The organism is Anaerolineales bacterium (assembly GCA_016928575.1).
In the GTDB taxonomy this organism is placed as follows: Bacteria; Chloroflexota; Anaerolineae; order Anaerolineales; family RBG-16-64-43; genus JAFGKK01.
On sequence record JAFGKK010000037.1, the window covers coordinates 25,401 to 50,315 of the forward strand.

Here is a 24,915-nt window from a genome sequence, read left to right on the forward strand (position 1 = left end):
TCAACCCCCCTGAAGCACGCTGTCCCCCCAAATCCGGAAGGGATTTGGGGGGACCATAGGGATGTCAGTCGGTTGGGAAAAAGCCCGCCAGATTGCGTCCTTATACCTGCTTGAAATCCCCTTCCACCACGTCTCCGCTTCCGCCCGTTCCGCCGGATCCTTCCCCGCCGGGGGTCTCACCCGGAGGCGGCTGTTGCGGTCCGCCGCCCGGGGCGCCGCCGCCGTACATCGCGGACCCGATCGCCTGCAGGGCGCGAGCCAGATCCTCGGACGCCCGTTGAATGGCGGAGGTATCCTTGCCTTGGAGAGCGCTGCGCAGGGCGGCGACCTTGCCGTTCACGTCGTCGCGCACGCCCGCGGGCACCTTGTCGCCCAACTCGCGCAGATGCTTTTCGGCGGAGTAGATCGCGCTGTCGGCGGCATTGCGGACCTCGATTTCCTCCTTGCGCTTGCGATCCTCGTCGCGGTGCGAGTCGGCTTCGCGGGTCATGCGCTCGACCTCCTCCTTGGCCAAGCCGGAGGAAGGCTGGATGGTGATGTGCTGCGAGCGGCCGGTGGCCTTGTCCTGCGCGGTCACCTTGAGAATCCCGTCGGCGTCGATGTCGAACGTGACCTCGATCTGCGGGATGCCGCGCGGCGCGGGCGGAATGCCGTCGAGGATGAACTTGCCCAGGGACTTGTTGTCCAGCGCCATCGGACGTTCGCCTTGGACCACGTGGATCTCCACGCTGGTCTGCATATCGGCCGCGGTGGAGAAGACCTGGCTCTTGCGGGCCGGGATGGTGGTGTTGCGTTCGATCAGCGGGGTGGCCACGCCGCCGAGGGTTTCGACGCTCAGGGTCAGCGGGGTGACGTCGAGCAGGAGGATGTCCTTCACTTCGCCGCCGAGCACGCCGGCCTGGATCGCCGCGCCGATCGCCACGACCTCGTCGGGATTGACGCTCTTGTTGGGATCCTTCTGGAAGATCTTTTTCACCGCCTCCTGGACCGCGGGCATTCGGATCATCCCGCCCACCAGGACGACCTCGTCGATGTCGGACGGCTTGAGGTGCGCGTCCTCGAGCGCCTGGGTCACCGGACGGATCGAGCGTTCGATCAGGTCTCCGGTGAGCTGTTCGAGCTTGGCGCGGGTGAGTGTCATCGTCATGTGTTTGGGGCCCGAGGCGTCGGCGGTGATAAACGGCAGGTTGATCTCGCTTTGCATCACCGTCGAGAGCTCGATCTTGGCTTTTTCGGCGGCTTCCTTGAGCCGCTGCAGCGCCTGGCGGTCCTTGCGCAAATCGATCCCTTCGGCCTTAAGGAACTCGTCGGCGATCCAGGTGATCACCCGCTGGTCGAAGTCGTCGCCGCCGAGGAAGGTGTCGCCGTTGGTGGATTTAACCTCGAACACCCCGTCGCCGACGTCGAGGATCGAAATGTCGAAGGTCCCGCCGCCGAGGTCGTACACGGCGATGGTTTCGTCCTTTTTCTTGTCGAGGCCGTAGGCCAGCGAACTCGCCGTCGGCTCGTTAATGATCCGCATCACTTCCAATCCGGCGATTTGTCCGGCGTCCTTGGTCGCCTGGCGCTGCGAGTCGTTAAAGTAGGCCGGCACCGTGATCACCGCCTGGGTGACGGACTGGCCGAGATAGGCTTCGGCGTCGGCTTTGAGCTTGCTAAGGATCATCGCCGAGACCTCCGGCGGGGAGTAATCCTTGCCGCCCATCTGAACCTGGACGTCGCCGTTGGGGGCGGCCGAGACCTTAAAGGGGACGAGCTTGATCGCGCGCTGAACTTCAGGGTCGTTGAACTTGCGGCCCATAAAGCGCTTGATCGAGAAGATAGTGTTCTCCGGGTTGACCACCGCCTGCCGGCGCGCCAGCTGGCCGACCAGGCGTTCCCCCGTCTTCGGGTTGACAGCCACCACCGACGGCACCAGAGGGGATCCCTCCGACGCGGGGATGACCTTCGGAGACCCGGCTTCCATTACGGCGATGACGGAGTTGGTTGTTCCCAGATCGATGCCGATGATTTTTCCCATGGCTTTTTCTCCTTTGGCATTCCTTCCAATATGCGGATCAAGGACGGGCGCGGCCTGCCGCGATTCACTCCTGCGGTTCGGGTTTGCAGGCCACCCGGACTTTCGCCGGCCGCAGCAACTGGTCGCCCATCCGGTATCCGCGCAGAACCACTTCCAGGATTTCTCCGTCCTCCCGGTCCGCACAGACTTCCCGGGTGACGGCTTCGTGCATGATGGGATCGAAGGGCTCCCCCGCCGCCGGCTCGATCGCAGTGATACCTTCCGCCTCCAGCGCCGCCATCCCCTTGCGGTAGATCAACTCGATGCCGCCGGCCCACTGCTCGAGGTTCGCGGAAGATGTCCGTTCTTTGAGCGCGCGTTCAAAATCGTCCAATACCGGAAACCAGCGGGCGGCGGCCCGGCCCGCGGCCGACCGGCGCGCCTCGCCGGCGTCGCGCTCCACGCGTTTGCGGTAATTCACAAGCTCAGCCTGGGCGCGTTTCCATCCGTCCAGGTATTCCTCGGCCTGCGCCTTGGCCCGCTCGAGCTCGGCGCGCAAGGCCTCCGGATCCGGCCCGGCCGTTTCCGCCGGCGCCGCGCCCGGCGCAGCCTCGCCGGCTTTCGTTTCCTCAAGATCGTTTTTTTCGATGTCGCTCATGTCCTTTTCCATGGCATTCCAATCCGCACCCTTATCCGCTAAGCGTTTCCGAGACCAAATCGCTCATCAGGGAGGAGACATAACGCACGGCCGAGATCGTCCGGCCGTAGGCCATCCGCATCGGTCCAATCACGCCGAGCGCTCCGGTGGCCAACCCGGGCGCCCCGTAGCGGGCGATGACCATCGAGCAGTCGCGCAGGTCCTCCCAATTCCCTTCGCCGCCGATGACCACCTGCACCCCGCCCACGTCCGAGCCCAGCGCGCGGGCGAGGAATCCGCCGAGCAGGCTTTGTTCTTCCAGAATGCGCAGGGTCCGGCTGACCAATTCGGGATCCGCGAACTCCGGCGTCTTCAGGACGTTGGTCAATCCGTCGTGCACCATCTCGGCGGCCGCCACAAAATCCGCCCGGCGCATCAATTCCACCACCACCGCCAGGATCCCCCGCGCCAGCGGAGGCGTTTTCTCCAAGGCCGCTTCGATCTTTTCCACGTCCGCGCCGGCATACCGCTGGTTGATCTGAGCCGCTTCGCGCGAGAGATCCTCCTGGGCGAGCGGCTCCTCGAGCGTGAGGAACTGCTGTTGAACCTTTCCGCCCTGCAGCACGAGGACCAGCAGCACCTGCTGGCCTTTGATGGAGACGAGTTGAAGCTGCCGGAAAACCGCCTTGTCCGCCGTCGGGGCGGTCACCAACGACGCCGCGCTGGAATGGTGCGCCAGGATCGCCGCGGCAAGCCGCATCCATTGGTCGACATCCCCCCGCGCCTGAAAGAACTGATGGCTGATTGTTCGTTTCTCCGCGGCCGGCAGTTCGGTGTCGCCGAGCAGCCGCTGCACAAAGTACCGATACCCTTCCTCGGTCGGTACCCGGCCGGCCGACGTATGCGGCTGGCGTACAAATCCCTGCTCGGTTAGGGTCATCATATCGTTGCGGGTCGTGGCTGAACTGAAATTCAAATGGTACCGGTCCACCAGAGTCTTCGATCCGACGGGCTGGACCGTTTCCACGTATTCCCGGACGATCAGACCCAGCAGGAATTCCTGCCGGTCAGTCAGCTTTAGCACCTAATTGCTCCTTTAGCACTCTACCGCTTAGAGTGCTAATCGAATGAAAAGCATAATACCATGGGATCAGAAGCGAGTCAAGAAAATAGAAAAGGAAGGAAAATTATTGGTTTATTGGAAAAAAACCTTTATAAGGCTAGCCTCTCAGCCCGGCTTGTATCCTGGTTCGTGAATTCGTTGGATATCTGAAGAGGCTTGCCCGCGCCCGCTCAGTGCAGCGGGGTGTATCCAGCGGGCATTCACGCTTCCTAATTCCTGGATTCCCCAAAAAACTTGGGAATGACGACACAATCAGAAGGCGATGTGTTAAAGGGAAAATCGGATCTCTTCAGTTATCCCTCATCCCATCCTCCCTCCACTGTCCCACGCTCCGCACGGGACAGGCGTTCCGGGATACTATCTTCCAGTCCTTCTCCAAAGCTAGATGGCTTCAGACCAATTCAAATCTTCATTCGCAAATGTTGGGCTGGGAAGCCGGTCCCGGCGCGTTTACGGGAAAGGTGCCCGAACCTATCATGGAGCAACTGTCCCGAGCGCTTGTCCCGAGCGCCTGTCCCGAGCGAAGCGAGGAAAAGCGAGGGAAAGCGAGGGAAAGCAAGGGGATGTCAGCCGAGCCTCGTTCTGGGCCGGGCGGGGCGGACTCAACTGCTCTTTTACCCTTTTCCAAGTGCGGAGGTAGTCCGCCGGCCGGATCCCCCAACCCGGACTGCGGATCAGGCTTCGGCCTCGCCTTTCGCCGGGCGTTCCTCCAAGGATAGCGTGTACCCCTTCCCGCGCACCGTCCGGATCAATCCCGGGTGCTTGGAATCTTGTTCGATTTTCCGTCGCAGGCGGACGATGTGCGGATGCACGATGCTCTTGGCCTCGTTCTCGTTCAATTCGTAGTTTAGCGCCTCGCGCGCAATGCGTCGGGAGGAGAAAACATCCCCCGGCCGGGCCATCAACAAGGCCAGAATGTTTTCCTCGCTGGCGGTGAGGGCGGTCGAATGGACTTTGCCCTCCCATTGCAGAGTCGCTTGCCGGTTTTCCCGGTCCAGCGAAACCGGTCCGGCGTGCAGGAAGCGCTCCAGCGAAAGCGGAGTGCCGGAGCCCGGCGCCATGGGCGCATCGGTTTTCAGCTGCTCGAGGGCGGCAATGGCCGTTTCTAGGGAATGGCGCTGCTGCAGTTCGGTCAGCCGCTTGCGGAGCGCTTTGCGGATGGCGGCCTCCACCTGTTCAAGCGAAGCCGGCTTCAGCAGGTAATCCACCACCATACCGGATTTCAGCGCCGCCAGCGCGCTTTCCATGGCGGCGTGGCCGGTCAGGATGATCACCAGCAAGTTCGGGCGGAGCTGCTGGGCCTTCTGCAGCACCGCCATGCCGTCCATTTCCGGCATGCGGATATCGAGCATCATCAGGTCGTAGGGCATCCGGGTGATCTTTTCCACCGCTTCCGGCCCGCTGCGGGCTTCGTCAACGTAGGGGTACCCCTTTAATTTTAAAGATCGGCTGAGTGCCAGCAACACATGCGCGTCGTCGTCGACGATCAGGATCCGGGCTTCGGGAAGAAGCGGAGGTGTCGCGGAAGAATCCATGAGGTTCCCCCGATCTAGGCGTGGGGAGAGGCGAACGGAAGGGTGATGACGAACTCCACTCCCCTGCGATGCGGCAGATTCGCCGCATGAATGGTGCCGTGATGCCGCTGCAGGATGGCGTGCGAGATGCTCAACCCCAATCCGGTCCCCTCCGGGCGAGTGGTGAAGAACGGATCGAATATCCGGCGCAGGTATTCTGAGGGAATCGGCGGCCCGTCGTTGGCGAAAACCACTTCCACCCGATCCCCCAGCGACCGGATCCTAATCTCCAGATGCCCTTCGCCTTTCATTGCATGCACAGCGTTCAGGATGATGTTCAGAAACACCTGGATCAGCTGTCCGGCGGCGGCCAGCACGGGCGGTAGATCCTCCGGCAAGGTCGTCCGAATCTCCACCCGTTGGTTGCGCAGGTAATTCTTGCTCAGCGCGAGCGCCTGCTCGAGAATTCCGCTGATGGAAACCGGCTGGAGGATGTCCGGCGCCGGACGGGCGAAGCCCAGAACCCGGCGGGTGGTTTCATCCAGCCGCTCCACCTCGCGCTCGAGGATCCGGAACGACTGCTCGCGCTCCTCCTCGTTCAGCGGATAGGAGCGGATGAGCTCCAGATGCGATCGCAACGATTGTAGCGGATTGTTGACCTCGTGCGCCAGCGAGGCCGCCACGCGGCCGATCGCCGCCAGCCGCTCAGTCCGTTCGGCGTCGTCCATGAACTGCTGGTAGTGGGTGATCATCTCACCGATGACCAGCAATTCCTTGGAGGCGGGATTCCGCCCACGCATGGGGAAGGCATGGACGCGGAAAACCTCCACCCCGCGCGGCAGGACGATGCTGATCTTCTCGCGGCTGACCGCCGCGCTGCTTTCCAGGGCATCCAAGATCAGGCGACGCATCTCGTCCGGGACGCCCGCATACTGCAGGAGATTCAGTCCGATCACCCGTTTCGCCGGAATTCCCTGGCGCTTGAATTCCCGCACCGCCTTGGGATTGATTTCCAACACCGTTCCCTGGGAATCGAGCAAGGCGATCAGGAACGGCGCCGCGAACAGAATGCTTCGGTAGCGCGCCTCCGAGACGGCCAGCCGGCTGTGCAACACGGCGTTTTCCATCGCCGTTTCCAGCGCCTGCGCCAAGGATAACACGACCCCGTACGTCGCTGCGTCCAAGGGTTCCGCCTGGTCGTGCGCGAAGAACAGAATCCCCACCGGGTCCTGCGCCGGGACCGGTAAAATCAGACAGCCGCCGCAATGCCCCCCGTTGAGTGGGAAGAGATCCGATTCCGCGGCCGCATCCGACAGGTAGACCGCGCTCCCTTTTTGATACGCGATCCGGAGCAGCGGAAAGCGGTCCCAGGGCATGGCCTCGGGAATTCGGCGGGCAAGCGGCCCGAAACACAGGTGACGGACGCACGACGCATGGGCAGGATCGTACAACCCCAACCCAGCCAGTTGGATTCCCGGCGAGAGGCCGGCGAGGATTTTCAGCACCGCGGAAACGGTTTCGGAATACTTGCGCAGATCCTGCTGCAATTGCGAAGCGGGGATGTCCTCCGGCGCAGCCAACGGCGGCGCGGATTTCTTGCGCGAAGAGACCGGACCTCCGGCCATTCTCCCTCTGCCCAGCAACGGCTTCGGCTTGGCGTCCTCCACGCGGAAGCCGGCGTCTTCCAGGACCGACCGCACGCGCGGAGCGCGCCTTCTTCCGGAAGCGATAAGCAATATCGACGGGCGGTTCCGTGGATTGCCGGTTTTGGATCCCACACCAACCTTCCCTCCGGCATGATAGCGGCTCGCGGGGATATTACCAGAACCCGCTTTCGAAAACCACGAATCCCGGCCGGCAAAATCGGGGGGCCGGTTGGAAAAACTCGCGGCCGGCCGCAAGCGAACAGGAAGCGCTTCCGCCTTGCCTTCTTGGAGCGCCGCCGGCGCGGATTACGGATTCTTTTTCTGAAACGCCAGGCTCAGCGCCGCAATCGTTTTGGCATCCTCGAAGCCTCCCGACCCAAGCATGCGCCGGACGTCATCCCGGGGATGCTTTTCCGGGAAAAGCGCTTCATCCTCGTCGCCGGGGATCCGGTCCGGAAGCAATCCTTCCGCCAAATAGGCGTGCATGAACTCGGTCGCGTACCCGGGCGCCAGGAAGAATCCGCCGATGCGGGTCAACCGCTCCGCGTGCAATCCGATTTCTTCGCGCAGTTCACGGCCGGCGCAGGCTTCCGGCGCCTCGCCGGGATTCAGAGTCCCGGCCGGTAATTCGAGGATCTCGCGTCCGGCGGCGTGCCGGTACTGGCGCACGAACCAGATTCCCCCGTCGGCATCTACCGGGACCATCACCACCGAGTCCGGGTGATCGACGATTTCCAGCGACGTTTCGCGGCCGTCTTCCAGTCGGATGCGGTCCACCCGGACGCCCAGCGCCCGGCCGGAAAACCGTTTTTCGGAGGAGACGACTTTAATCGTCATACGGCCTCCACAGAATGCCGAGGCCGGGGAAGAAACGCCCCAGCCCTCGCTCTGCGCGCGAGCAACCCCGGCCTCCTCCCCCGCCTCGCAAGGGACAAGCCCGGCCGGAGGAGCAAACCGACTCTCCGCTGATTGGCCCGGTCCCGGCGCTGTTCCGGGGCAAGTCAACCCGCATCCATGCCGTCTTCCACCGCCCGTTACGAGGAGTATCCCGAAAGTTCCGCTCCGTCGGACAAGCGGTATTGCGGCACCCAGGCGACGCCGAACAGATCCACGTATATGTCCTTCTTCGCGGGCCTCAGGGTTACCTCCGCGGTTTCGGCGGGCGCCGCGGCCGTCTTCTGCCGTTCAAGGTCCTGGATCTGTTTTTTAAGCGATTCAATCGTCTGCTTGGATTCCTCGACGTCGGCGGCGGCGTTTGAGGTCAGCCTGCGCTTGGTCAGCGACGTGGTCAGGCGCCGGCTGCGGCCGGTGAGCAAGCCGAAGATGGTGTCGGCCGCAGTACCCACCTCCTCGATCGTCCGCTGGGTCATCTCGGATTTATCCTGCTGCAGTTCGAGCTCCTCTCGCTGCAGCTTCATGCGCAGGGATTCCAGCTTGCGGTCGATCGCCGCCTGAGGCCCCGAGGCTTTCGGAGGCGGAGTCACCTTGAGCGAGCTCTCGTGGTAGGCCCAATCCTGGAAATCTTTTTCCAGCGCCTTAAGCAGTTTGGCGTCGGACAGCGGCGCTTCGAGCGCGGCGAACTCGGCGCCCGCCGCGGGGCCTTTCGGCAACACCGCTCCGTCTATCGCCGCACAGGGGAACTCCTGCCAGCGGATGACCCCCCGCGGATCGGGATGAAGGACCAAGGCGGTCCGGGTGACGGTTTGGTCCACGCCGTACTTGCGTTCCAAAAAGCGCACCCTGGCCTGCGCAAGCAACGCCGCTCGGTAGAGGAGTTTCGCTCCGGCCGGTGCGCCGCGCCCGGCGATTTGTGCGGCCTGCTGCGGGGTCAAGGTTTGCGGCAGGAAGAATTCGCCGACCCCGTTGGGCACACGCGGGCGCTTGGATCCGGCGGGTGCGGTTGACGCCGCTGCGCTCGAAGGCGGGGCGGCGGCGGATTTCCGCCCCCGCGCAGGAGTTTTTGCCGCCGCTGCCCCGACGAGTTTATTTAGCGCAGGGATCTGGGCCCGAGTCAGCGGACCGGCCAGGTAATTCATCGCCCATCGGGTTTGAAACACCGCCGGCGCCTTGGCGTGCGTGTTGTGCAGCAGGAACACGCGCTTGCCGAGTTGGGAGATCATTTTGTCGAAGGCGGAGCGGTTCACGCCCGGCGAATCCAGCCCGTCAAGCAGGCGCTGCTTGTCCTGATCGGTCTGCAATTTACCGATGCACCAGGTGCCGGCGTTGGAGAGCGCCTTGTAGTCGATGTCGACCGGGTTTTGGGTCGCCAGCAGCAGGCCCACGCCGAAGGCGCGCGCCTGTTTGAGCATCCGGATGATCGCCGGCTTGGCCGGGGGGTTCGCCACCGGAGGCAGGTATCCGAAGACCTCGTCGAAGTAGATCAGGGCGCGCAATCCCGAGGCGCCCTTGCGGGTGCGCATCCACAGTTCGGCGGCGGAAAGCAGCAGGGTGACGAAGAACATCCGCTCGGTGTCGGAGAGGTGAGCGATGTAGAAAACGCTGTGGCGCGGGCGGCCGCCTTCCGCGTACAGCAGGGATTTGATATCCAGCGGCTGTCCCTCGACCCAGGTTTGGAACGACGGCGCGGCCAGAACGCTGTTAAGGCGCATGGCCAGCGCCTGGCGCTCCTTGGTCGGGAAGAAGGATTCGACATCGAACACGCCGAGTTTGGCGATCGGCGGGGTCTGGACCTGAAGGATCAGCGATTCGAAATTCAGCCCCTGCCCGCTGGACCAGGCGTTTTCCAAAATGTTGGAGAGCAGAATGTGCTCCCGCGAGCGCAGCGGATCGATCTCCGTCACCCCGACCAGGCCGAGGATCGCAGTCACCGTCCCGGAGATCTTTTCGCGCAACACTTCGCGGTTGGCCTCCCACGGCACTCCGGGGGCTTCCAGGGAGGCAAGGATGCTCACCGGCAGTCCGGATTCCGATCCGGGCGTGTAGACCGCGTATTCCACGGAGCCTTGCAGCGCCTTCATCCGCTCCGGAGGAATCCCCCATTCGGCAAGGCCCTTCCTCCAGGAGGCCGCGGCCTCAGATGCAGCCTGCGCGGCGGTCTTGCCCTCGCGCCGCGCGCCTTCGGCATCCACCCAGGGTTCGAAGTCGGCAGGTTCGAGTTCGGGAAAATGCAGCAACAAGTTCGTCAAATCCCCCTTGGGATCGATGATCAACGCCGGAATCCCGGACAGCGCGGCTTCTTCCAGGAAACCGACGCCCAGCCCGGTTTTTCCGGACCCGGTCATGCCCACGATCACGCCGTGCGTGGTAAGGTCCGACGGATCGTAGAACACGGGCTTGTCGGTGATTTTCGAGGTTTTGAGATCGAACAATTTGCCCAGGTAAAATGTATTCTCGGGAAGATTCACGATCGGCCTCCGCTGTGGAATGCCGGGCGCCCGAACAGAACCGCATCCCGGCGAGACTCTTACTATACCAAAATCACGCGTCGGCAATCGGCCCGAGCGCCGCCCCGCACCGCCGCCCCCCTCTCCGGGGATTGGGGGCGGATCGGAGGAAGCTGGCAGGATTCTGGCAACCGAAACGGAAAACGGCGGAAAGGGCGATTGTCTTGCCAAGGGCATGAATTCGGATAATATATGACCATGAAGATTTCACGCAAGGCCGCCGCTTCCCGGCACAGCCGAACGCGCTTTTATTATTGGACGGTCGGTTTGGGCGCTGCGCTGGCCACGGCCTTCATCACCTTCGCCCCTTCGGCGCTTTCGCCGGATGCGATCCGGTCGTCCTTTGCCGGGGTGATCAATCCCACGCCGGGCGGATTGGGGCCGATATCGCCCTTCAAACTGCCGATCGGCATCGTCGCCGGACATTCCGGCAACGACTCCGGCGCAACCTGCGACGACGGCCTGACCGAAGTATCGATCAACGAAGATATCGCCGTCCGGGTGAAGGCCCTGCTGGAACGGCAGGGCTACGTGGTGGATCTGCTCGAAGAATACGATTCCCGCCTTGAGGGATACAAAGCCATGGCCTTGGTGTCCCTGCACGCGGATTCATGCCAATTTATCGACGACAATGCCACCGGGTTTAAAGTCGCCGCTTCCCAAGCCGGTAGTTCGGCCGAAGCTTCGCGGACTCTGGCCGCCTGCCTGGTAAGCCGCTATGCCGCCCGCACCGGATTGAAAAACCATCCGGGCAGCGTCACCTGGGACATGACCGGCTATCACAGCTTTACCGAAGTCCACCCGGAGACGCCCGCGGCGATCATCGAGATGGGCTTCCTCTACCTGGACCGATACTTCCTGACCCAGCACGCCGACATCGCGGCCCAGGGGATCGCCGAAGGCATCCTCTGCTTCACGCGCGGTGAATCGCCGGACGCAAGCGGGACATCCGCGCCATGACCCAGCCCGGCTTATCCCGCTCCGATTTCACCCGGGCGCTCAGCCGCGGGATAGACGCGCTGGCGCAGGGAAAATCCGCTGAAGCGGCCGAATTCGCACTGGCCGCCGTGCGGATGGACCCGGCGGCGGAGGAGGCTTGGCTCCTGCTGGCGGCGGCCGCCCCTCCGCAGAACAGGGCCCGCTACCTGAAGCATCTGCTGAAGCTCCATCCGCAAAGTGACAGCGCGCGGCAGGCGCTCGCCGAATTGAAGCCCCCTCTTGCCCGGTCATCCGCCGTCGGCGCGCCGAACCTTCCCTCGCCGGAAGAAATCCTGGCGCAGATCCCCCCGGCCCCGGGTTCGGGATCCGCGCCGGCCGACGGTCCGCAAGCGCCGGACAAATCCGGGGGGCCTTCGGACGGCAAGCCATCCAAAGCTCCGAACGGAAAACCCTCTGCCGGCACGTCCGGCAAGGATTCCATCGGCGGCAGAGGGATCCGCTGGACCGCCGTCCTGGTGTCGATTTCCTGCCTTCTGGCGTTTTCGGTCACGGCCTTTGCCGGCGCAGCCGCCTATGCCCAGGAAGCGCCGGTTGTGGCGCGCGTAGTCCGCGAGCAAAGCCCAATCCCTCCTTCCTTCACGCCGTCCTTCACGCCTTCCATCACCCCTTCGTTCACGCCGACCTACACCCCCACCTTCACCCCCACGCCGACCTACACGGCGACCAACACCCTGCCGCCGACCAACACGCCGATCCCGGATGCCTACATCATTCCGGGCGCGGGCGGCGAGCGCTGGATCGACGTCGACATCTCCTCCCAATCGCTGACAGCCTACGAGGGCAGTACGCCGATCCGGACCTTCATCGTCTCGACCGGGACCGCCGCCCACCCGACCCTCCTCGGACGCTACCGGATCTACGCCAAACTGCGCTACGACGCCATGTCCGGCCCCGGGTACTACCTGCCGAACGTGCCGTACACGATGTATTATTACCAGGGGTACGCGATCCACGGCACGTATTGGCACAACAATTTCGGCACCCCGATGAGTCACGGCTGCATCAACATGCGCACCCCGGACGCCGAATACATGTTTTATTTCTCTTCCATCGGGACCTTGGTGAACATCCATTGGTGACCCGCGAGCTACAGCCAGGCCCCGCCTTTGATTTTTCGCCGTTCCGCCCGCCGCCGCGGCACCCGCCTGTCGCCGTGATAGAATTTCCGCCTAATGGCGGGCAAAAATTCCTCCGCGCCGATCCCGGTGTTCGATTTCGGGGGCGTGTTGTTCGATTGGGATCCGCGGCATCTTTTCCGGCATTTCTTCGACGGCGATTCCGAAGGGCTGGAGCGGTTCCTGACCGAAATCGATTTCCAAAACTGGAACGCGGACTTGGACCGCGGCCGGCCGTTCGCCGAAGCGGTAGCCGAGCGGAGTTCGCGGTTCCCCCGTTACGCACATCTCATCCGGGCTTTCGATGAGCGCTGGGAGGAAACCATCAACGGGCCGACGCCCGGGATGGAGGATATCCTCCGCCGCCTGCGGCACCGGGATATCGGCCTGTATGGCTTGAGCAACTTGTCCGGGGAAAAATTCCCCCTCCTGCATCGCAGGCATCCCGAGATCACCGGGCTGTTTGCCGACATCCTGCTTTCCGGCGAGGTCGGCCTGATTAAACCGGATTCGAAAATCTTTAACCGCTTTGTAACGCTGACCGGATTGCGCCCGGAACGCCTTCTCCTCATCGACGATTCGGAGGCCAATCTTTCCGCCGCCCGGAATCTGGGATGGGACGCCGTCCGCTTCGTTTCCGCGGAACGCTTGGAGGAGGAATTCGTCAGGCGGGGCTTGCTCTGACGTTCCGTTAATCGGAGGTATGATATTCTTTGGCCATGGCGGCCGAACCGTTGTTTTTGGGCTTGGTTTTTTCCGAGGATGAAATACCCCTGACCGCGGCGCAGGTGGGCGGCGAACCTTTCTACGTCCTCAACGATGCCGGATTCCTGCGCCACATCCGCGCCCGCGACGTGGACGAAGCCGTCCTGCGCTGGCTGTGGGAGCAGATCCGCGGCCACGAAAAGGAGTTGGCCGAGCAGGCGGCGCGCATGACGGGGCAGGAGGACATTTTTTCGCGGGCGGCCCTTCAGAGCGCCCTGGCCCACCCGGAAACCCATGTCGAGGAAATCTTCCGCCACGGGTTGCCGGAAAGCACGCGGATGTGGATGGGGATGATGGGTTTCCGGGCGGTCGTCAATGTGCGCGGGGAATTGCTGCGGGTGGATCAGCCGGCGCGCGCCCCCGAGGAGGGCGAAGGATGACCGCCGAGGGCCGTCCGACCGAAGAGGTAGAACGATGAATGCGGATATTCTCGAAGTGGCGGAAATCGATTTCGACCAGGAAGTCGTCCGGTATTCAATGTCCACGCCGGTGGTGGTGGATTTCTGGGCGCCCTGGTGCGCCCCCTGCCGGATGCTCGGTCCGATGTTGGAGCGGTTGGCGGCCGAGGCGGCGGGAACCTTCCGGCTGGCGAAGGTCAACATCGACGAGAATCCCGGACTCTCGGCCCGCTTCGGCGTACAAAGCATCCCGATGCTGAAAACCTTCCGCGATGGGAAGGTGCTATCCACTTTGGTGGGCGCCCGTCCGGAGGGCGAGATTCGCAAATTCCTGCGCGAGTTGGCGCCCGGACCGGCCGAGCAGACTCTGGCCGAGGCGCAGGGATTGCTTACCGCACGCCGTTGGGGCGATTCCGAGCAGGCCGCCCGCCGCGCGCTGGAGTTGGAGGCGGGCAACAGCGCCGCGGCACTTGTTTTGGTTAAAGCGATGCTGCGCCAGGGAAAAGGCTCCGCCGCCCTGGAGACTCTCGACCGCTTCCCGGCGGGCGCCGAATCCGGCGCAGCGGAGAGGCTCCGGCCGCTGGCTTCTCTTCTGGCCGAGGCGGATTCCAGCGCCGATTCTCCGGCCGATGCCATGGAAGCCGGCTACCTGCAGGCCGCCCGGCTCCTGGCGCGGGGCAATTACCCCGCGGCGCTCGACGGTTTGTTGGAGCTCCTGCGTGCGGATAAGCGCTACCGCAACGACGAGGCGCGGAAGGTTTTCGTCGCCGCGTTGGAAATGCTCGGCGAAGACGATCCGCTCACGCGGCCCTACCGCGACGAATTGGCGTCGGTCCTCTTTTAAAACCGCGCATTTCCGCATTGTTGCACCGGCCAATCCAAAAAGGCGGACGAACCGTCCGCCTTTTTAGGTTAATCGGTTTCCGGCGCGAACCTCAGCGTCCGATGATCTGGAGAGTCCCCCACAGCATGGGGTTCGACGGGGTGACCCGCCGCGGCGCGGACGAAATCATTCCATCCAACTGCGTGGTTCCATAATGATCGTTGTCGGTCACCGAGACGGCGAACCCGTAGGATTCGCCGCCCGTCGGCGCAACCCCGAACAGCAGCCAGGGGATCCGGGCTTCGAGAATCCATCCCTTCGGGCCGGACGCCGGAGTCAGGCTGGCTGAGATTTTAAAAATCTGGCCGCCCTTCCTCCCGGTTGGATACCACAAGTACGCCGACGGGCCTTGGAGGCTGGGGTCCTGCAGGTAGCCCGGGGAAATCCCCAATTGAAAGTCGTCCGAACTCATGCCGATATCGCAGAAATCGCCCCCCAGATTCGCGTCCAGCAGAATTTCCAGGCTGTCGCCCTTGAAGAGATTGGCGCCACCGCTGGTCTCCTGGACGACCTCGCCGTCCGACACCTTCACGGCGATGTACATGTAGGAGTTGTCCCAGCGCAAACCGAACCTGGCCTTGTTCTCCGTGTTGCCGGACACGACGGCCGAAATTGAAAAGGAGAGAGGATCCTCCCAATCCTCGAGTTTGCCGTCGATGACCGGAGGGTAGACGGCGTAGACCGCCTGCACCGGTTCTCCGTTTTCGTCCGGACGCTGATTCTGACCTTCGCACGGCGAGGACCCGGCGACTTGGATCTTCACGCCCAAGGCCGTCTCGCCCTCCGGCTCCACGCCGAAGCGCACACCCTGGGGCGTCTGAATTTTCCAAAAGCCCTGATATTCGCCTTCCAGGGACGGCGCGACAAGATTAACCGCAAATACGTAGACTGCGCCGGCGGGGACGCTGGCGGTCAGCGGGACGGTTTGGGGCCCGTCCATCCTGTCGCCGTGGTCGAATACCAAAGAGTATCCCTTCCCCCACTGGCAGGTGCCGATGTTCTTGATCGTCCAGGTCTGCATGAAGGCCGTCCCCGGGGCAACTTTGGTCATGTCGGGTATCGAACTGCCGACGAGTTGGCCGAGGTTGGTGCAGTCGGGGGCGGTGGGGGAAATCGTCGCGGTGAATTGCGGCGTTCCCGCCGGATCGGTCCCCTTCGGTTTCGCGGTCGGCACTTCGAAGAGTTTCGACATGGTCCAGTTGGGGGTGGGAAACTGGAACGGGGTCGGCGTGGACGGCAGCAGATCGCATGCCGAGAGCATAACCGCCAGCGCGCCCGCCGCTCCGATGTGGAGCCAGGTTTTTTTTCGCATTAACGCCTCCCTTGAAGCATCCCAGCCGTTCGGGCTCAGGATAAGGAGTATAAGCCGCGACAGCGGCGAGTCGTTCCCAACCAAGTATAACGCCTCTCCCCGGACCTCACCCCGGGCCGCCGGCCGCCGGGCGGATCGAGACGGGGAAGTCTTCCCGCGGCGTCCCTTTTTGCGTCCATCCCGCGGCCCTTCCGGGAGAAAAAAAGAGGCGGACCGGAGTCCGCCTCAGGCTGAGACGCGCCGATGGATTACGGGCCGGTTTGGATCTCGATCTGCAGGGTGCCCCAATAGAACGGATTTGTCGGAGAGGTCCGTTTGGGCGCGGTGGAGATCATCCCTTCCTGCTGTTGGCCGGGATGGTCGTTGTCGGAGACCGAGAAAGCAAACCCGTAATATTCGCTGCCGGCCGGAGCGCCGCCGAAGATGCTCCAGGGGAGCGCAGTTTCGATGATGTAGCCGAGCGGATCGGGGGCGACGGTCGCAAGCGAGGCGATAGAGATGATCTTTTCGCCCTTCTTGTCGAGCGGATACCACAGCCAGGCCGTCGGCGCCTGCGTGCCGATCAGATCCCCGGGGGATATGCCCAGCTGGTAATCGTCGGCCGTCATCAGCGTGCTGCAGTAATCGCCCTTGAGGTCCTTGTCCAGGAGGATCTCCACGCTGTCGCCCTTGTACATCGATTCGCGTCCGTCGGTCGACTGGTAGAAATTGTCGTCGGCGACCTTAACCGCGAGGTAGAGGTAGTCGTGGTCCCACTTCAAGGTGAAGCGCGCGCTGTTGTCGACGGACTTGTAGACCGTGTAGGGCACATCGTCGATCAGCGGATCGTCCCAATCGCTCAGGTCTCCGTCGATCGTCGGCGGGGTGACGGTGAAGTAGGCCTCGATCACGCCGCCGTAGGCATCCGGCCGTTTGTTCTGGGCGGTGCACGGCGGGGCCAGCGGGGCGGTGGTGATTTGCACCCAGAAGGCCTTGCCGGTGGCGTCGATCCCGAAACGCACGCCTTGCGGGGTCTGAAGCTTCCATAAGCCCTTGTACTGGCCGGCGGTGGTCGGCGCGGTAAGCTTGACGCTGAAGTTGTAAACCGCGCTAGGGGGGACGCTGGCGGTCATCGGCACCGCGGCCGGGCCGCCCATCTGATCCCCGCTGTCGAAGACCAGCGAGTATCCGGCCCCCCACGTGCAGGTGCCCACATTCTTCAGGGTCCAGGTCTTGGTGAAGGCCGTACCCGGCGCGACATAGGTCAGGTCCGGATAAGTTTCGCTGACAAACTGCGCCAAGTTGGTGCAGTTCGGCGCGGTCGGCGAGAGGGTGGCCGACGGCGTGCTGGAGGTCGGGGTCGCGGTCGCCTGCGGCGCGGCGGTCTGCGTCGGTGGAATCTGGAACAGCGCCGTCATCGTCAGGTTGGGCGTGGGGAACACGAATTGCGTCGGCGTGGATGCCGTCATCGGCAAGGCGCACCCGGCCAGCAGGCCGGCCATCGCGCACGACGCAGCCACACGATTGCGGAATGTCTTTTTCATAGCATCTCTCCTTTTATCCGGAGACCGTCCGCCCCTCACGGAACCGGGGATCCTCCGGGTGGACTGTTCCCAGCCTTGTGGGGCGGGTGGGAATTGAACCCACAAGGGGGGCTGCCCCGGGGGATTTTAAGTCCCCTGCGTCTGCCAGTTCCGCCACCGCCCCAAGAAACACCGCCCTATTATATAACGGGGATTCTTTTTAGGCGCGAGATCGGCAGGCCGGCAGAGCTCCTTGGGCTAAGGGCCGGATTGCGTTTCCAAATCACCCAGACGGTCCAATTCCATTAGCGGTTCCTGTTGCATTAATCGTGCCTGATCCGACGTTAAGACCCAAAAAAAACGGTTCCCCTTGCGCTTCGCCGAGCGGTCTTTTCACGGGGCGCCATCCCGCGTTGCAAATCGAAATGAATTCGTTTATAAGAAGGTCCGGCGGTCAAACGGAAAAATGACCCCCACAACCGCCGTTCGGAGTCGCTTTGATAAAATCGCCCATCTTCACTTGGATCGAGATCAATCTCTCCGCAGTCGAAGACAACATCCAGGCTCTGCGTTCGATCGCCGGCGTGCCCGTAATGGCCGTGGTCAAGGCCAACGCTTACGGGCACGGCGCGGTCGAGGTGTCGCGCGCGGCGTTGGCGGCTGGAGCCTCCTGGCTGGCTGTTTCCTGTGCGGAGGAGGCCTTGGTCCTGCGCGAGGCCGGGATCGCCGTTCCGATCCTAGTGTTGGGAATGGTTACGGCTCAGGAAGCCGATGAGGCTATCGCCGCCGGCCTCTCCCTGACGGTTTACTGCCTGGAAACCGCGGAACTCTACTCCAATCGCGCGTCCGCTCTGGGGCGCTCGGTAAACGTGCATCTGAAGGTGGATTCCGGAATGGGGCGGCTGGGAACCCTCCCGGGAGAGCCGACTCTGTCGCTGGCGAGGGCGATCATGGCGATGCCTTCGGTCCACTTGGAAGGCGTATTCACCCACCTGGCCTGCGCCGACGAAAAGGATCCCGCACCGACCCAAAAACAGCTGCGGGAGTTTTCGTCCACGCTCGAGGGTTTGACAGCGGCCGGCATCCGCCCGGCCTGGATCCACGCCGCCAACTCCGCCGCGACCCTGGCTTTCCCGCAGGCCCGTTTCGACATCGTCCGCGCCGGCCTGGCGATCTACGGCGTCCACCCGTCCCCCCAGGTTCCGCTGCCCCCCTCCTTCCGGCCCGCCCTCTCCTGGAAGGCGCGGCTGGTTTCCTGCAAAGTCCTTCCCCCCGGCTGGGGGGTAAGCTACGGGATGGAATACCATACCTCCGGGGAGGAGACTGTCGGCGTCATCCCGGTCGGATATGCCGACGGATGGCGCCGCAATCGTCCCAACATCGTCCTGCTCCACGGCCAGCGCACCCCGGTGATCGGCCGCGTCTGCATGGACCAATGCATGGTGAAGCTTCCTGAGGACGCCTCGTTGGGCACCGAAGTCGTCCTGATCGGAACGCAGGCGGATGATGAGATCCGGGTCGAGGAAGTCGCCGGACGCTGGGATACGATCAATTACGAGGTGATCACCGGGATCAGCGCGCGCATGCCGAGGGTCTACGTCCGCAACGGGAAATGAACGAGGGGCGTTGAACATCGAAGCACAGGGAGGAACGGGAGTGACGCCCGGCCGGCGACAGGCGCCGTTTGCGAGGATCCGCAGAGGGAATCCAGGCATGTGAACCAACGGACGCCCGCGCACGAAACCTTCGCTTTTCTTTTCTCCCCCCCTCTTCGCTCGGGGCAGGCGCTCGGAGCGACTCGGAATGCCGGGCAATGGGGTTGTCAGACAACCGCCGATTCGGATCGAAACCCTTCTGCGGCGGCGCAATCCCCGCCTTTCCTCCAATTCCCCGTCCAAGAGAATCTGAAAAAGAGGCGCCATCCGGATTGACGGCGCCTCTCCATTCCCACGATGCCTGCGGCGGCTCCTATTTCGCGCCGGCCGGTCTGTTCGGACTGCAGCGCGTGAAGGCGACGTCGCCGTATACCTCGCTGTAGCCGATCTTCTCCTGATTCTTGTTGTAGACCACAAACTGGTATTGCAGCACGGCTTCCTCGAACGAGTTGTATTCCGGCACATCGTAGGCCGACAGGTCATAGTAGTATGAATTTTTTCCCGACCCGATCATATTCAAGCCTTCGCTCCATGCGGTTTTTGCGCCGGTCTTCTTGTCCATCAGGCGCACGAAGAGCAGGACGTAGCTGATCGGTTCCGGCGGATTGCCGATCTCGACCGAGATCCGGACCGTGTCCGGCGTGCAGCGCGGGCCGTAATAGATCGCCGACGGGTCGACGTACGGCGTGAAGGTCATTGCGGAGGGAGTGGGAGTCGCTGCGCCCGCGTCCACCATGGCAACGCACGGCGAGAAGCCCGAGGTGTTTCCGGCCGGATCGGTGGCCGTGGCGGTGATGAAATTGGCCGGATCGATGTAGGTGGAGGGGAACAGGGCGGTCCACGCCGCCTTTCCGTTCACGTCGGTGGTGACGGCCAGGGTGTGGATCAAACGGTGCCCCTCGCCATAGCCGGACGGATCGCAGGCGGCGTTGGTGTAGATTTCGATTGTGTACACCGTTCCCGGAGCGCTCTCCAGCGTGCCGCCGATGACGGATTCCATTGCGATCGAATCCGCGACCGCCGTGGTGATGATCGGGTAATTTTGGCGGCCGTTGTCGCCGGCATCCAGGTCCTGGAAATCGTTGGCCAGAGGAGTGTCCTCGTCGAGTGCGATCCCCAGATTCCCGTTGTCGTGGATCGAATTCGTGCGCAGATCGTTGTTCGCCGCGCCGCCGAAATCCGAGATCACCGCCACGCCGTGTCCGCCGTTGAAGGCGATGGTGTTGAAGAACCCCGTGCCGCCGATGACGTTGTCGGACCCCTTGACTTTGATTCCGTCCGTCCCGTTGCCCACCGCGCCCGTTCCGTCCGGATCGGCGCCGATTTTGTTCCCTTGCACCGTCACGCCGTTGCCCAAGAGGATGCCGATCTCCTGGTTGCCCGAGATCACATTCCCCTCCCCGAAGGGATCGCCGCCGATGAGCAATCCGGAGCCCGGGTTCATCGGCGCCTCGATTCCGTTTCTGTTCCCCAGCGCGGCCGTTCCGGTGAGATTTGTGCCGACGTAGTTGTTCTGGATGACGACATCCGTCGCGGTGCTGATCACGGCGATCCCCGGCCCGCCGTTGCCCGAAATCAGGTTGCGCCCGCCGGCGAACGACGCGCCGATCCGGATGTGGTTGCCCCCCGCCGCCACGCCGGCCTTGATGTTCTTGATCGCGATCGTTCCGGTCGCGTCGGTGCCGATAAAGTTGCCGTACAGCGATACGTCGTCGGACCCGTCCTCGATCTTCACCCCGACCAATTGGTTCCCGGAAATCAGGTTGCGGGCGCCGAGATCGCTTCCTCCGATCTGAATGCTGCCGGCAGCGAGAACGAACACCCCGTTGGCCTGGTTTCCGAGGTCCATCATCCCGTTGATGTCGGTGCCGATGCAGTTGCCCTGCACCAGGACGGCGCCGGAGGTGACCCGCACGCCGTCGCCCCGATTGGCGGAAATGATGTTGCCGTTGCCGGCGGACGTCCCTCCCACCAGGCTGAGGTTGGCGTTGGCGACGACGCCGTTCTGCCCGTTGCCGAGCGCCGCCGTCCCCGCGGCGTCGACGCCGATCCGATTTCCCTGGACCGCGTTGCCCACGCCGTCGAGGGTGACGCCGTTTTCGAGGTTGGCCGCGATCACGTTCCCGGTGAGATTCAGCTTGCCGCCGATCGTGTTGTTGTTCCCGGCCACCTGGATCCCGTTCTCCGCATTCCCCAGCGCGGCCGTTCCGCCGATGTCGGTGCCGATGTAATTTCCCTGGATAAAATTGTCTTCCGAAACGGCGTTGATGAAGATCCCGTCCTTGCGGTTGCCGGAGATGACGTTGCGTTTTGCCGCCGAATCCCCGCCGATGGTGTTGTGGTTGGCATGGATCGTGATCCCCCAGCCGTTGCCGATGGCGGATTTGCCGACGGCGTCGGTGCCGATCAGGTTGCCCGTCACGAATCCGTCGGTGCCGCCGGTCTGGAAAGAGATTCCGACGGCTTCGTTGCCCGAGATCACGTTGCCCTCGCCCGGCGCAGCGCCCCCGACGATCGTCAGGCCGGCTTCGATCATCACGCCGGCGCCGACGTTCGGCAACGCGACGGCGCCGGTGACGTCAAGGCCGATGTAATTGCCGACCACCGAGGTCTTGATATCCTGGATCTGGATTCCGTCGCCGTGGTTGCCGGAAATGATGTTGCGTTCGTCGGCGGCGGTTCCGCCGATGACGTTCTTCTGGCCGCTGTGGACCCGCACTCCGCCGCCCATATTCGGCTTGGCGGCCGTTCCGGTTTCGTCGGTTCCGATGTAGCAGCCGAGGATGCGGTTTTCTCCGGGCTCGTTCAACCGGATGCCGCGCCCGTTGAAGTTGTTGATCACCAGCCGCTGAACGGTGCTGTTGCCGCCGTTGAGCACCAGGCCGTCCGCGTAACCGCCGGTTATCAGGCTGCCGTCGACTACGATCAGCGGATCGGAAACGTATCCGGGCTGCGAGGTTCCGTCGATAAACACCGGATTGGAAATGATCGGCAGAGCGGTTGTTGGCTGAATGGCCCGCACGCCCCCGCCGCCGATGTCGAACTTGATGGTGACCGTCCCGCTCAGCGTGTTGGCTTTGTGGATCGCCTCGCGCAAGCTGCAATGCGCGGTGTCACAGGTTCCATCGTCGACGTCGTTTGCGGAATTCACCACGAGCGTGGCCGTCGGACCGCAAGCCGCCAGGCTCAGGCCGACCAGGATCGCCGCCAGTAGAATTAGGATGCGTTTGGTAAGATATGTCATCGCCGCTCTCCTTGGAATTTTGAAACCATGCCGCAATTCAATGGACCGGCGGAATCCCCCGGCGTCAGCCCGTGGATCCCGGTTTCCGGCTGCAGGCTCGTACGGCGACGTCGCCGTACACATCGCTCCGGCCCAGCACTCCCTGGTTCTTGTTGTAGACGACGAACTGGTATTGCAGCACTCCGTCTTTGAAATTGCTGTAATCCGCCAGATCGTAAATGGAGAGATCGTAGTAGAAGGCGTTTTTCCCCCCGGAAATCATGCTCAGCCCCTCGCTCCAGTCGGTTTTATCTCCGGTCGCCGGATCCATCAGCCGGGCAAAGAGCAGGACGTAGCCGATGTCCTCGGGCGGGTTTTCAACCGTGACCGAAATCCGGACCGCATCCGGCGTGCAGCGCCCCCAGTAGATCTCCGTCGGATCGGCGAATGGGCTGAACGTCATCCTGCCGGGCGTCTGCGTGACCGTCGGACCGGCGGCGGCGGCTTCCGTCATCGCCACGCAGTTGGAGAATCCGGAAGTGTTCCCGTCCGGGTCGGTGGCCGTCAGGGTGAAGTTGTTCCCGAAGAGGAAATTCGTGGAGAAGGTGATTTCGCTAAACTCGGCATGGCCTTGGTCGTCGGTGGTCACCATGACCTTATTAAACATCGACTGCCCTTCGCCGTGCCCCGATGGATCACAGGCAGCATTCGAGAAGAACTCCACCGAATACGTGGTGTTAGGTTTACTATCCAGTTCCGCCTCGAAGGTGGTCGTTCCCGCGCCCATGTCGGTCACGGCCGAAATCAGAACCGGATAATTCTGTTTCTCATTGTCGCCGGTATCGGCATCCAGGGTGTCGTTGGGAAGCACCACATCGTCCGCGATCGCGATTCCCAATCCTTCATTATCGTGGATCTGGTTCACCTGAATGGCGTTTTCAACGGCCGAGCCGCTCTCCGAGATCACCGCTACGCCGTGTCGGCCGTTGAAGGCAATCGTGTTGCCGCTCCCCGGTCCGCCGATCTGGTTTCCGGAACCTTTAACGAGGATCCCGTTCCCGCCGTTGCCGAGCGGTCCGGTTCCGGTGGCGTCGGTGCCGATCAGATTGCCCCATACTTTGGCCCCGTTGAAGAGCAACACCCCCTCTTCCCGGTTCCCGGAGATCAGGTTACCCTGGTGGAGCGCGAGCGCGGGCCCGGCCCCTCCAATCTGCACACTCGTGGCGCCCGCCCCCATGCCCACTTCGATGCCCATATCGTTCCCCAGCGGGCTCATTCCGCTGACGTCGGTGCCGATGTAATTGTTTTTAATCACGATTCCCGTCGCCGTGCTGAGGACCGCGATTCCCGGCCCGCCGTTCCCGGAAATCAGGTTGCGATCCCTCGCGTCCGGACTCCCAATGATATGGCCTACGCCGTTGACGACGATGCCGGCCTTGACGTTCTTCAGCGCGGCTTTCCCGGCCGCATCCGTGCCGATGTAGTTCCCGAGCACCCTGACATCGGCCGAACTTCCGTCGATGCGCACGCCGACCAGATGGTTCGCGGAAACCACGTTGCCGGCGCCGCTCTCACTTCCACCGATCAGGACGTCCTTCGCCTCAAGGAGGCTCACCCCGTCCGCCTGATTGCCCAGCGCGGCCGATCCGGCCGCATCCGTACCGATTCGGTTGCCGCTTACAATGTTCCCTTCCACCGAATCGCCGTCGATCATCACCCCGCCGAGATGGTTGGCCGAAATCACGTTGCCCGATCCGGGCATGACCCCGCCGATCATATTGTCGCTGGAGCCGTCGACCAGGATTCCATTCCACTGGTTGCCGAGTGCGTATCGTCCGGTCACATCCGTTCCGATATAGTTCCCCCGGATGACGCTTCGTCCCTCATGGGTGAACCCCGGATAGTGCTGGTCCAGAACGATGCCGCTGGACGCGTTCGCCGAGATGATGTTTCGCTCCCGCGGCGTCAGCCCGCCGATCACCGCGCGCGGGGGCGCGGCGAATTCGCAGCAGACATCGATCCCGTTGGCGCCGTTGCCCAACCCAACGGTTCCGGTCACGTCGGTTCCGATGAAATTCCCCTGGATACTGACGTTCTGCGCGCGAATGCGGATTCCATCGCGCGCATAACGGTTGATCACAAGTCCTTTAACCGTGCTGTTGTCGCCGCGCAACTGCAACCCGTCCGCCACACCGGCCAAGGATCCATCCAATTCAATCAGCGGCGCGCCGGCGTATCCCGGCTGGGTGGTGCCGTCGATCACGATACTGGTGAAAATATCCGGGAGGAAGGACGACGGCCGGATGGTCTGCACCCCTCCACCGCCGACATTAAAGGCGATGGTGATGGTCCCGGAAAGAGTGTTGGCTTTGTTGATCGCTTCGCGCAGGCTGCAATGCGCGGAATTGCAGGATCCGTCGTCGGCATCGTTGTCGGAGTTGACGGTCAGCGTGGACGGAGGAACGCAGGAACCAAGCAGCAGACTGCAGAAAAATAAAAAACAAGAAGCCATCGCCCGTTTGTTTGTCGTGTTCATGGGAACTCCTCCTCTTCCCCCGGTGCGTCCGCAGAAATCCGTTTGCTAGACCACGTCTTCCTCGAGGGACCCTCGCGGCCCCGCTGTCCGGACAGCGTCCGAAGGAACCCGCAGCGCGGGGAACCTACAGCTATTAATATACAGGTATTCAGCCGGAAAAACCTCTACAAAACCAGTACAAAGACTCCAGCCGGCGTTATCCGA

The 24,915-nt window shown here is 63.0% G+C and carries 17 protein-coding genes and 1 tRNA gene; 6 read left to right on the forward strand and 12 right to left on the reverse strand.

The annotated features are described in order from the left end of the window. Positions 1 to 100: 100 nt before the first annotated feature. The 7 genes from dnaK to JW929_05160 form a co-directional block, all read right to left on the reverse strand. Positions 101 to 2,020: a molecular chaperone DnaK gene (gene dnaK, locus JW929_05130; protein MBN1438777.1), complete on the reverse strand. Its 1,920-nt coding sequence runs from the start codon at positions 2,018 to 2,020 to the stop codon at positions 101 to 103. A 64-nt stretch (positions 2,021 to 2,084) separates the two neighbouring features. Further along, positions 2,085 to 2,657 carry a nucleotide exchange factor GrpE gene (locus JW929_05135; GenBank protein MBN1438778.1) on the reverse strand — a complete coding sequence of 191 codons (573 nt, stop codon included), beginning with the start codon at positions 2,655 to 2,657 and terminating at the stop codon, positions 2,085 to 2,087. 31 nt (positions 2,658 to 2,688) lie between these two features. Continuing rightward, positions 2,689 to 3,720, reverse strand: coding sequence for a heat-inducible transcription repressor HrcA (hrcA, locus tag JW929_05140; protein MBN1438779.1), 1,032 nt, complete (start codon positions 3,718 to 3,720; stop codon positions 2,689 to 2,691). A 713-nt stretch (positions 3,721 to 4,433) separates the two neighbouring features. Beyond that, positions 4,434 to 5,294 (reverse strand): response regulator transcription factor, encoded by an 861-nt coding sequence (locus JW929_05145; protein MBN1438780.1) that lies wholly within the window; start codon positions 5,292 to 5,294, stop codon positions 4,434 to 4,436. Positions 5,295 to 5,308: 14 nt separating this feature from the next. Then, positions 5,309 to 6,973, reverse strand: coding sequence for a hypothetical protein (locus JW929_05150; GenBank protein MBN1438781.1), 1,665 nt, complete (start codon positions 6,971 to 6,973; stop codon positions 5,309 to 5,311). A gap of 252 nt (positions 6,974 to 7,225) precedes the next feature. Next, on the reverse strand, positions 7,226 to 7,756 hold the full coding sequence (locus JW929_05155) for an NUDIX hydrolase (protein ID MBN1438782.1): 531 nt from the start codon (positions 7,754 to 7,756) through the stop codon (positions 7,226 to 7,228). Positions 7,757 to 7,953: 197 nt separating this feature from the next. Next, on the reverse strand, positions 7,954 to 10,284 hold the full coding sequence (locus tag JW929_05160) for a hypothetical protein (protein ID MBN1438783.1): 2,331 nt from the start codon (positions 10,282 to 10,284) through the stop codon (positions 7,954 to 7,956). A gap of 231 nt (positions 10,285 to 10,515) precedes the next feature. Between JW929_05160 and JW929_05165 the strand changes: the two genes are divergently transcribed. The 5 genes from JW929_05165 to trxA all read left to right on the forward strand — a co-directional run bounded on the left by JW929_05165 (position 10,516) and on the right by trxA (position 14,444). After that, positions 10,516 to 11,283, forward strand: a complete 768-nt coding sequence (locus JW929_05165) for an N-acetylmuramoyl-L-alanine amidase (protein MBN1438784.1) — start codon at positions 10,516 to 10,518, stop codon at positions 11,281 to 11,283. Further along, entirely contained in the window at positions 11,280 to 12,401 is a 1,122-nt protein-coding gene (locus JW929_05170) for a L,D-transpeptidase family protein (protein MBN1438785.1), read from the forward strand. The genes JW929_05165 and JW929_05170 overlap by 4 nt, the downstream gene beginning before the upstream one ends. 93 nt (positions 12,402 to 12,494) lie before the next feature. After that, entirely contained in the window at positions 12,495 to 13,121 is a 627-nt protein-coding gene (locus tag JW929_05175; protein ID MBN1438786.1) for an HAD family phosphatase, read from the forward strand. Between the two features lie 35 nt (positions 13,122 to 13,156). After that, positions 13,157 to 13,582 (forward strand): hypothetical protein, encoded by a 426-nt coding sequence (locus tag JW929_05180; protein ID MBN1438787.1) that lies wholly within the window; start codon positions 13,157 to 13,159, stop codon positions 13,580 to 13,582. Between the two features lie 34 nt (positions 13,583 to 13,616). Next, positions 13,617 to 14,444 (forward strand): thioredoxin, encoded by an 828-nt coding sequence (trxA, locus tag JW929_05185; GenBank protein MBN1438788.1) that lies wholly within the window; start codon positions 13,617 to 13,619, stop codon positions 14,442 to 14,444. 91 nt (positions 14,445 to 14,535) lie between these two features. On the opposite strand, the gene JW929_05190 is transcribed toward trxA, so the two are convergent. From JW929_05190 to JW929_05200, 3 genes are all read right to left on the reverse strand, one after another. Continuing rightward, complete coding sequence (locus tag JW929_05190) at positions 14,536 to 15,795, reverse strand: hypothetical protein (GenBank protein ID MBN1438789.1); 1,260 nt, start codon at positions 15,793 to 15,795, stop codon at positions 14,536 to 14,538. A 248-nt stretch (positions 15,796 to 16,043) separates the two neighbouring features. Beyond that, the gene (locus JW929_05195) at positions 16,044 to 17,318 is read right to left on the reverse strand and encodes a hypothetical protein (GenBank protein ID MBN1438790.1); all 1,275 of its coding nucleotides are present in this window, start codon (positions 17,316 to 17,318) and stop codon (positions 16,044 to 16,046) included. A gap of 78 nt (positions 17,319 to 17,396) precedes the next feature. Further along, a tRNA-Leu gene (locus JW929_05200) sits at positions 17,397 to 17,481 on the reverse strand. 313 nt (positions 17,482 to 17,794) lie between these two features. Here JW929_05200 and alr point away from each other — a divergent pair. Next, complete coding sequence (gene alr, locus JW929_05205; GenBank protein ID MBN1438791.1) at positions 17,795 to 18,913, forward strand: alanine racemase; 1,119 nt, start codon at positions 17,795 to 17,797, stop codon at positions 18,911 to 18,913. Positions 18,914 to 19,265: 352 nt separating this feature from the next. On the opposite strand, the gene JW929_05210 is transcribed toward alr, so the two are convergent. Both JW929_05210 and JW929_05215 read right to left on the reverse strand, forming a co-directional pair. Beyond that, positions 19,266 to 22,196 carry a CSLREA domain-containing protein gene (locus tag JW929_05210; protein MBN1438792.1) on the reverse strand — a complete coding sequence of 977 codons (2,931 nt, stop codon included), beginning with the start codon at positions 22,194 to 22,196 and terminating at the stop codon, positions 19,266 to 19,268. 64 nt (positions 22,197 to 22,260) lie between these two features. After that, positions 22,261 to 24,711 carry a CSLREA domain-containing protein gene (locus JW929_05215; GenBank protein MBN1438793.1) on the reverse strand — a complete coding sequence of 817 codons (2,451 nt, stop codon included), beginning with the start codon at positions 24,709 to 24,711 and terminating at the stop codon, positions 22,261 to 22,263. Positions 24,712 to 24,915: the final 204 nt, after the last annotated feature.

Coding starts and splice junctions, on each gene's coding strand:
- dnaK (MBN1438777.1), bottom strand. CDS start 2,020: ATGGGAAAAATCATCGGCATCGATCTGGGAACAACCAACTCCGTCATC.
- JW929_05135 (MBN1438778.1), bottom strand. CDS start 2,657: ATGAGCGACATCGAAAAAAACGATCTTGAGGAAACGAAAGCCGGCGAG.
- JW929_05145 (MBN1438780.1), bottom strand. CDS start 5,294: ATGGATTCTTCCGCGACACCTCCGCTTCTTCCCGAAGCCCGGATCCTG.
- JW929_05155 (MBN1438782.1), bottom strand. CDS start 7,756: ATGACGATTAAAGTCGTCTCCTCCGAAAAACGGTTTTCCGGCCGGGCG.
- JW929_05165 (MBN1438784.1), top strand. CDS start 10,516: ATGACCATGAAGATTTCACGCAAGGCCGCCGCTTCCCGGCACAGCCGA.
- JW929_05170 (MBN1438785.1), top strand. CDS start 11,280: ATGACCCAGCCCGGCTTATCCCGCTCCGATTTCACCCGGGCGCTCAGC.
- JW929_05175 (MBN1438786.1), top strand. CDS start 12,495: ATGGCGGGCAAAAATTCCTCCGCGCCGATCCCGGTGTTCGATTTCGGG.
- JW929_05180 (MBN1438787.1), top strand. CDS start 13,157: ATGGCGGCCGAACCGTTGTTTTTGGGCTTGGTTTTTTCCGAGGATGAA.
- trxA (MBN1438788.1), top strand. CDS start 13,617: ATGAATGCGGATATTCTCGAAGTGGCGGAAATCGATTTCGACCAGGAA.
- JW929_05190 (MBN1438789.1), bottom strand. CDS start 15,795: ATGCGAAAAAAAACCTGGCTCCACATCGGAGCGGCGGGCGCGCTGGCG.
- JW929_05195 (MBN1438790.1), bottom strand. CDS start 17,318: ATGAAAAAGACATTCCGCAATCGTGTGGCTGCGTCGTGCGCGATGGCC.
- JW929_05210 (MBN1438792.1), bottom strand. CDS start 22,196: ATGACATATCTTACCAAACGCATCCTAATTCTACTGGCGGCGATCCTG.
- JW929_05215 (MBN1438793.1), bottom strand. CDS start 24,711: ATGAACACGACAAACAAACGGGCGATGGCTTCTTGTTTTTTATTTTTC.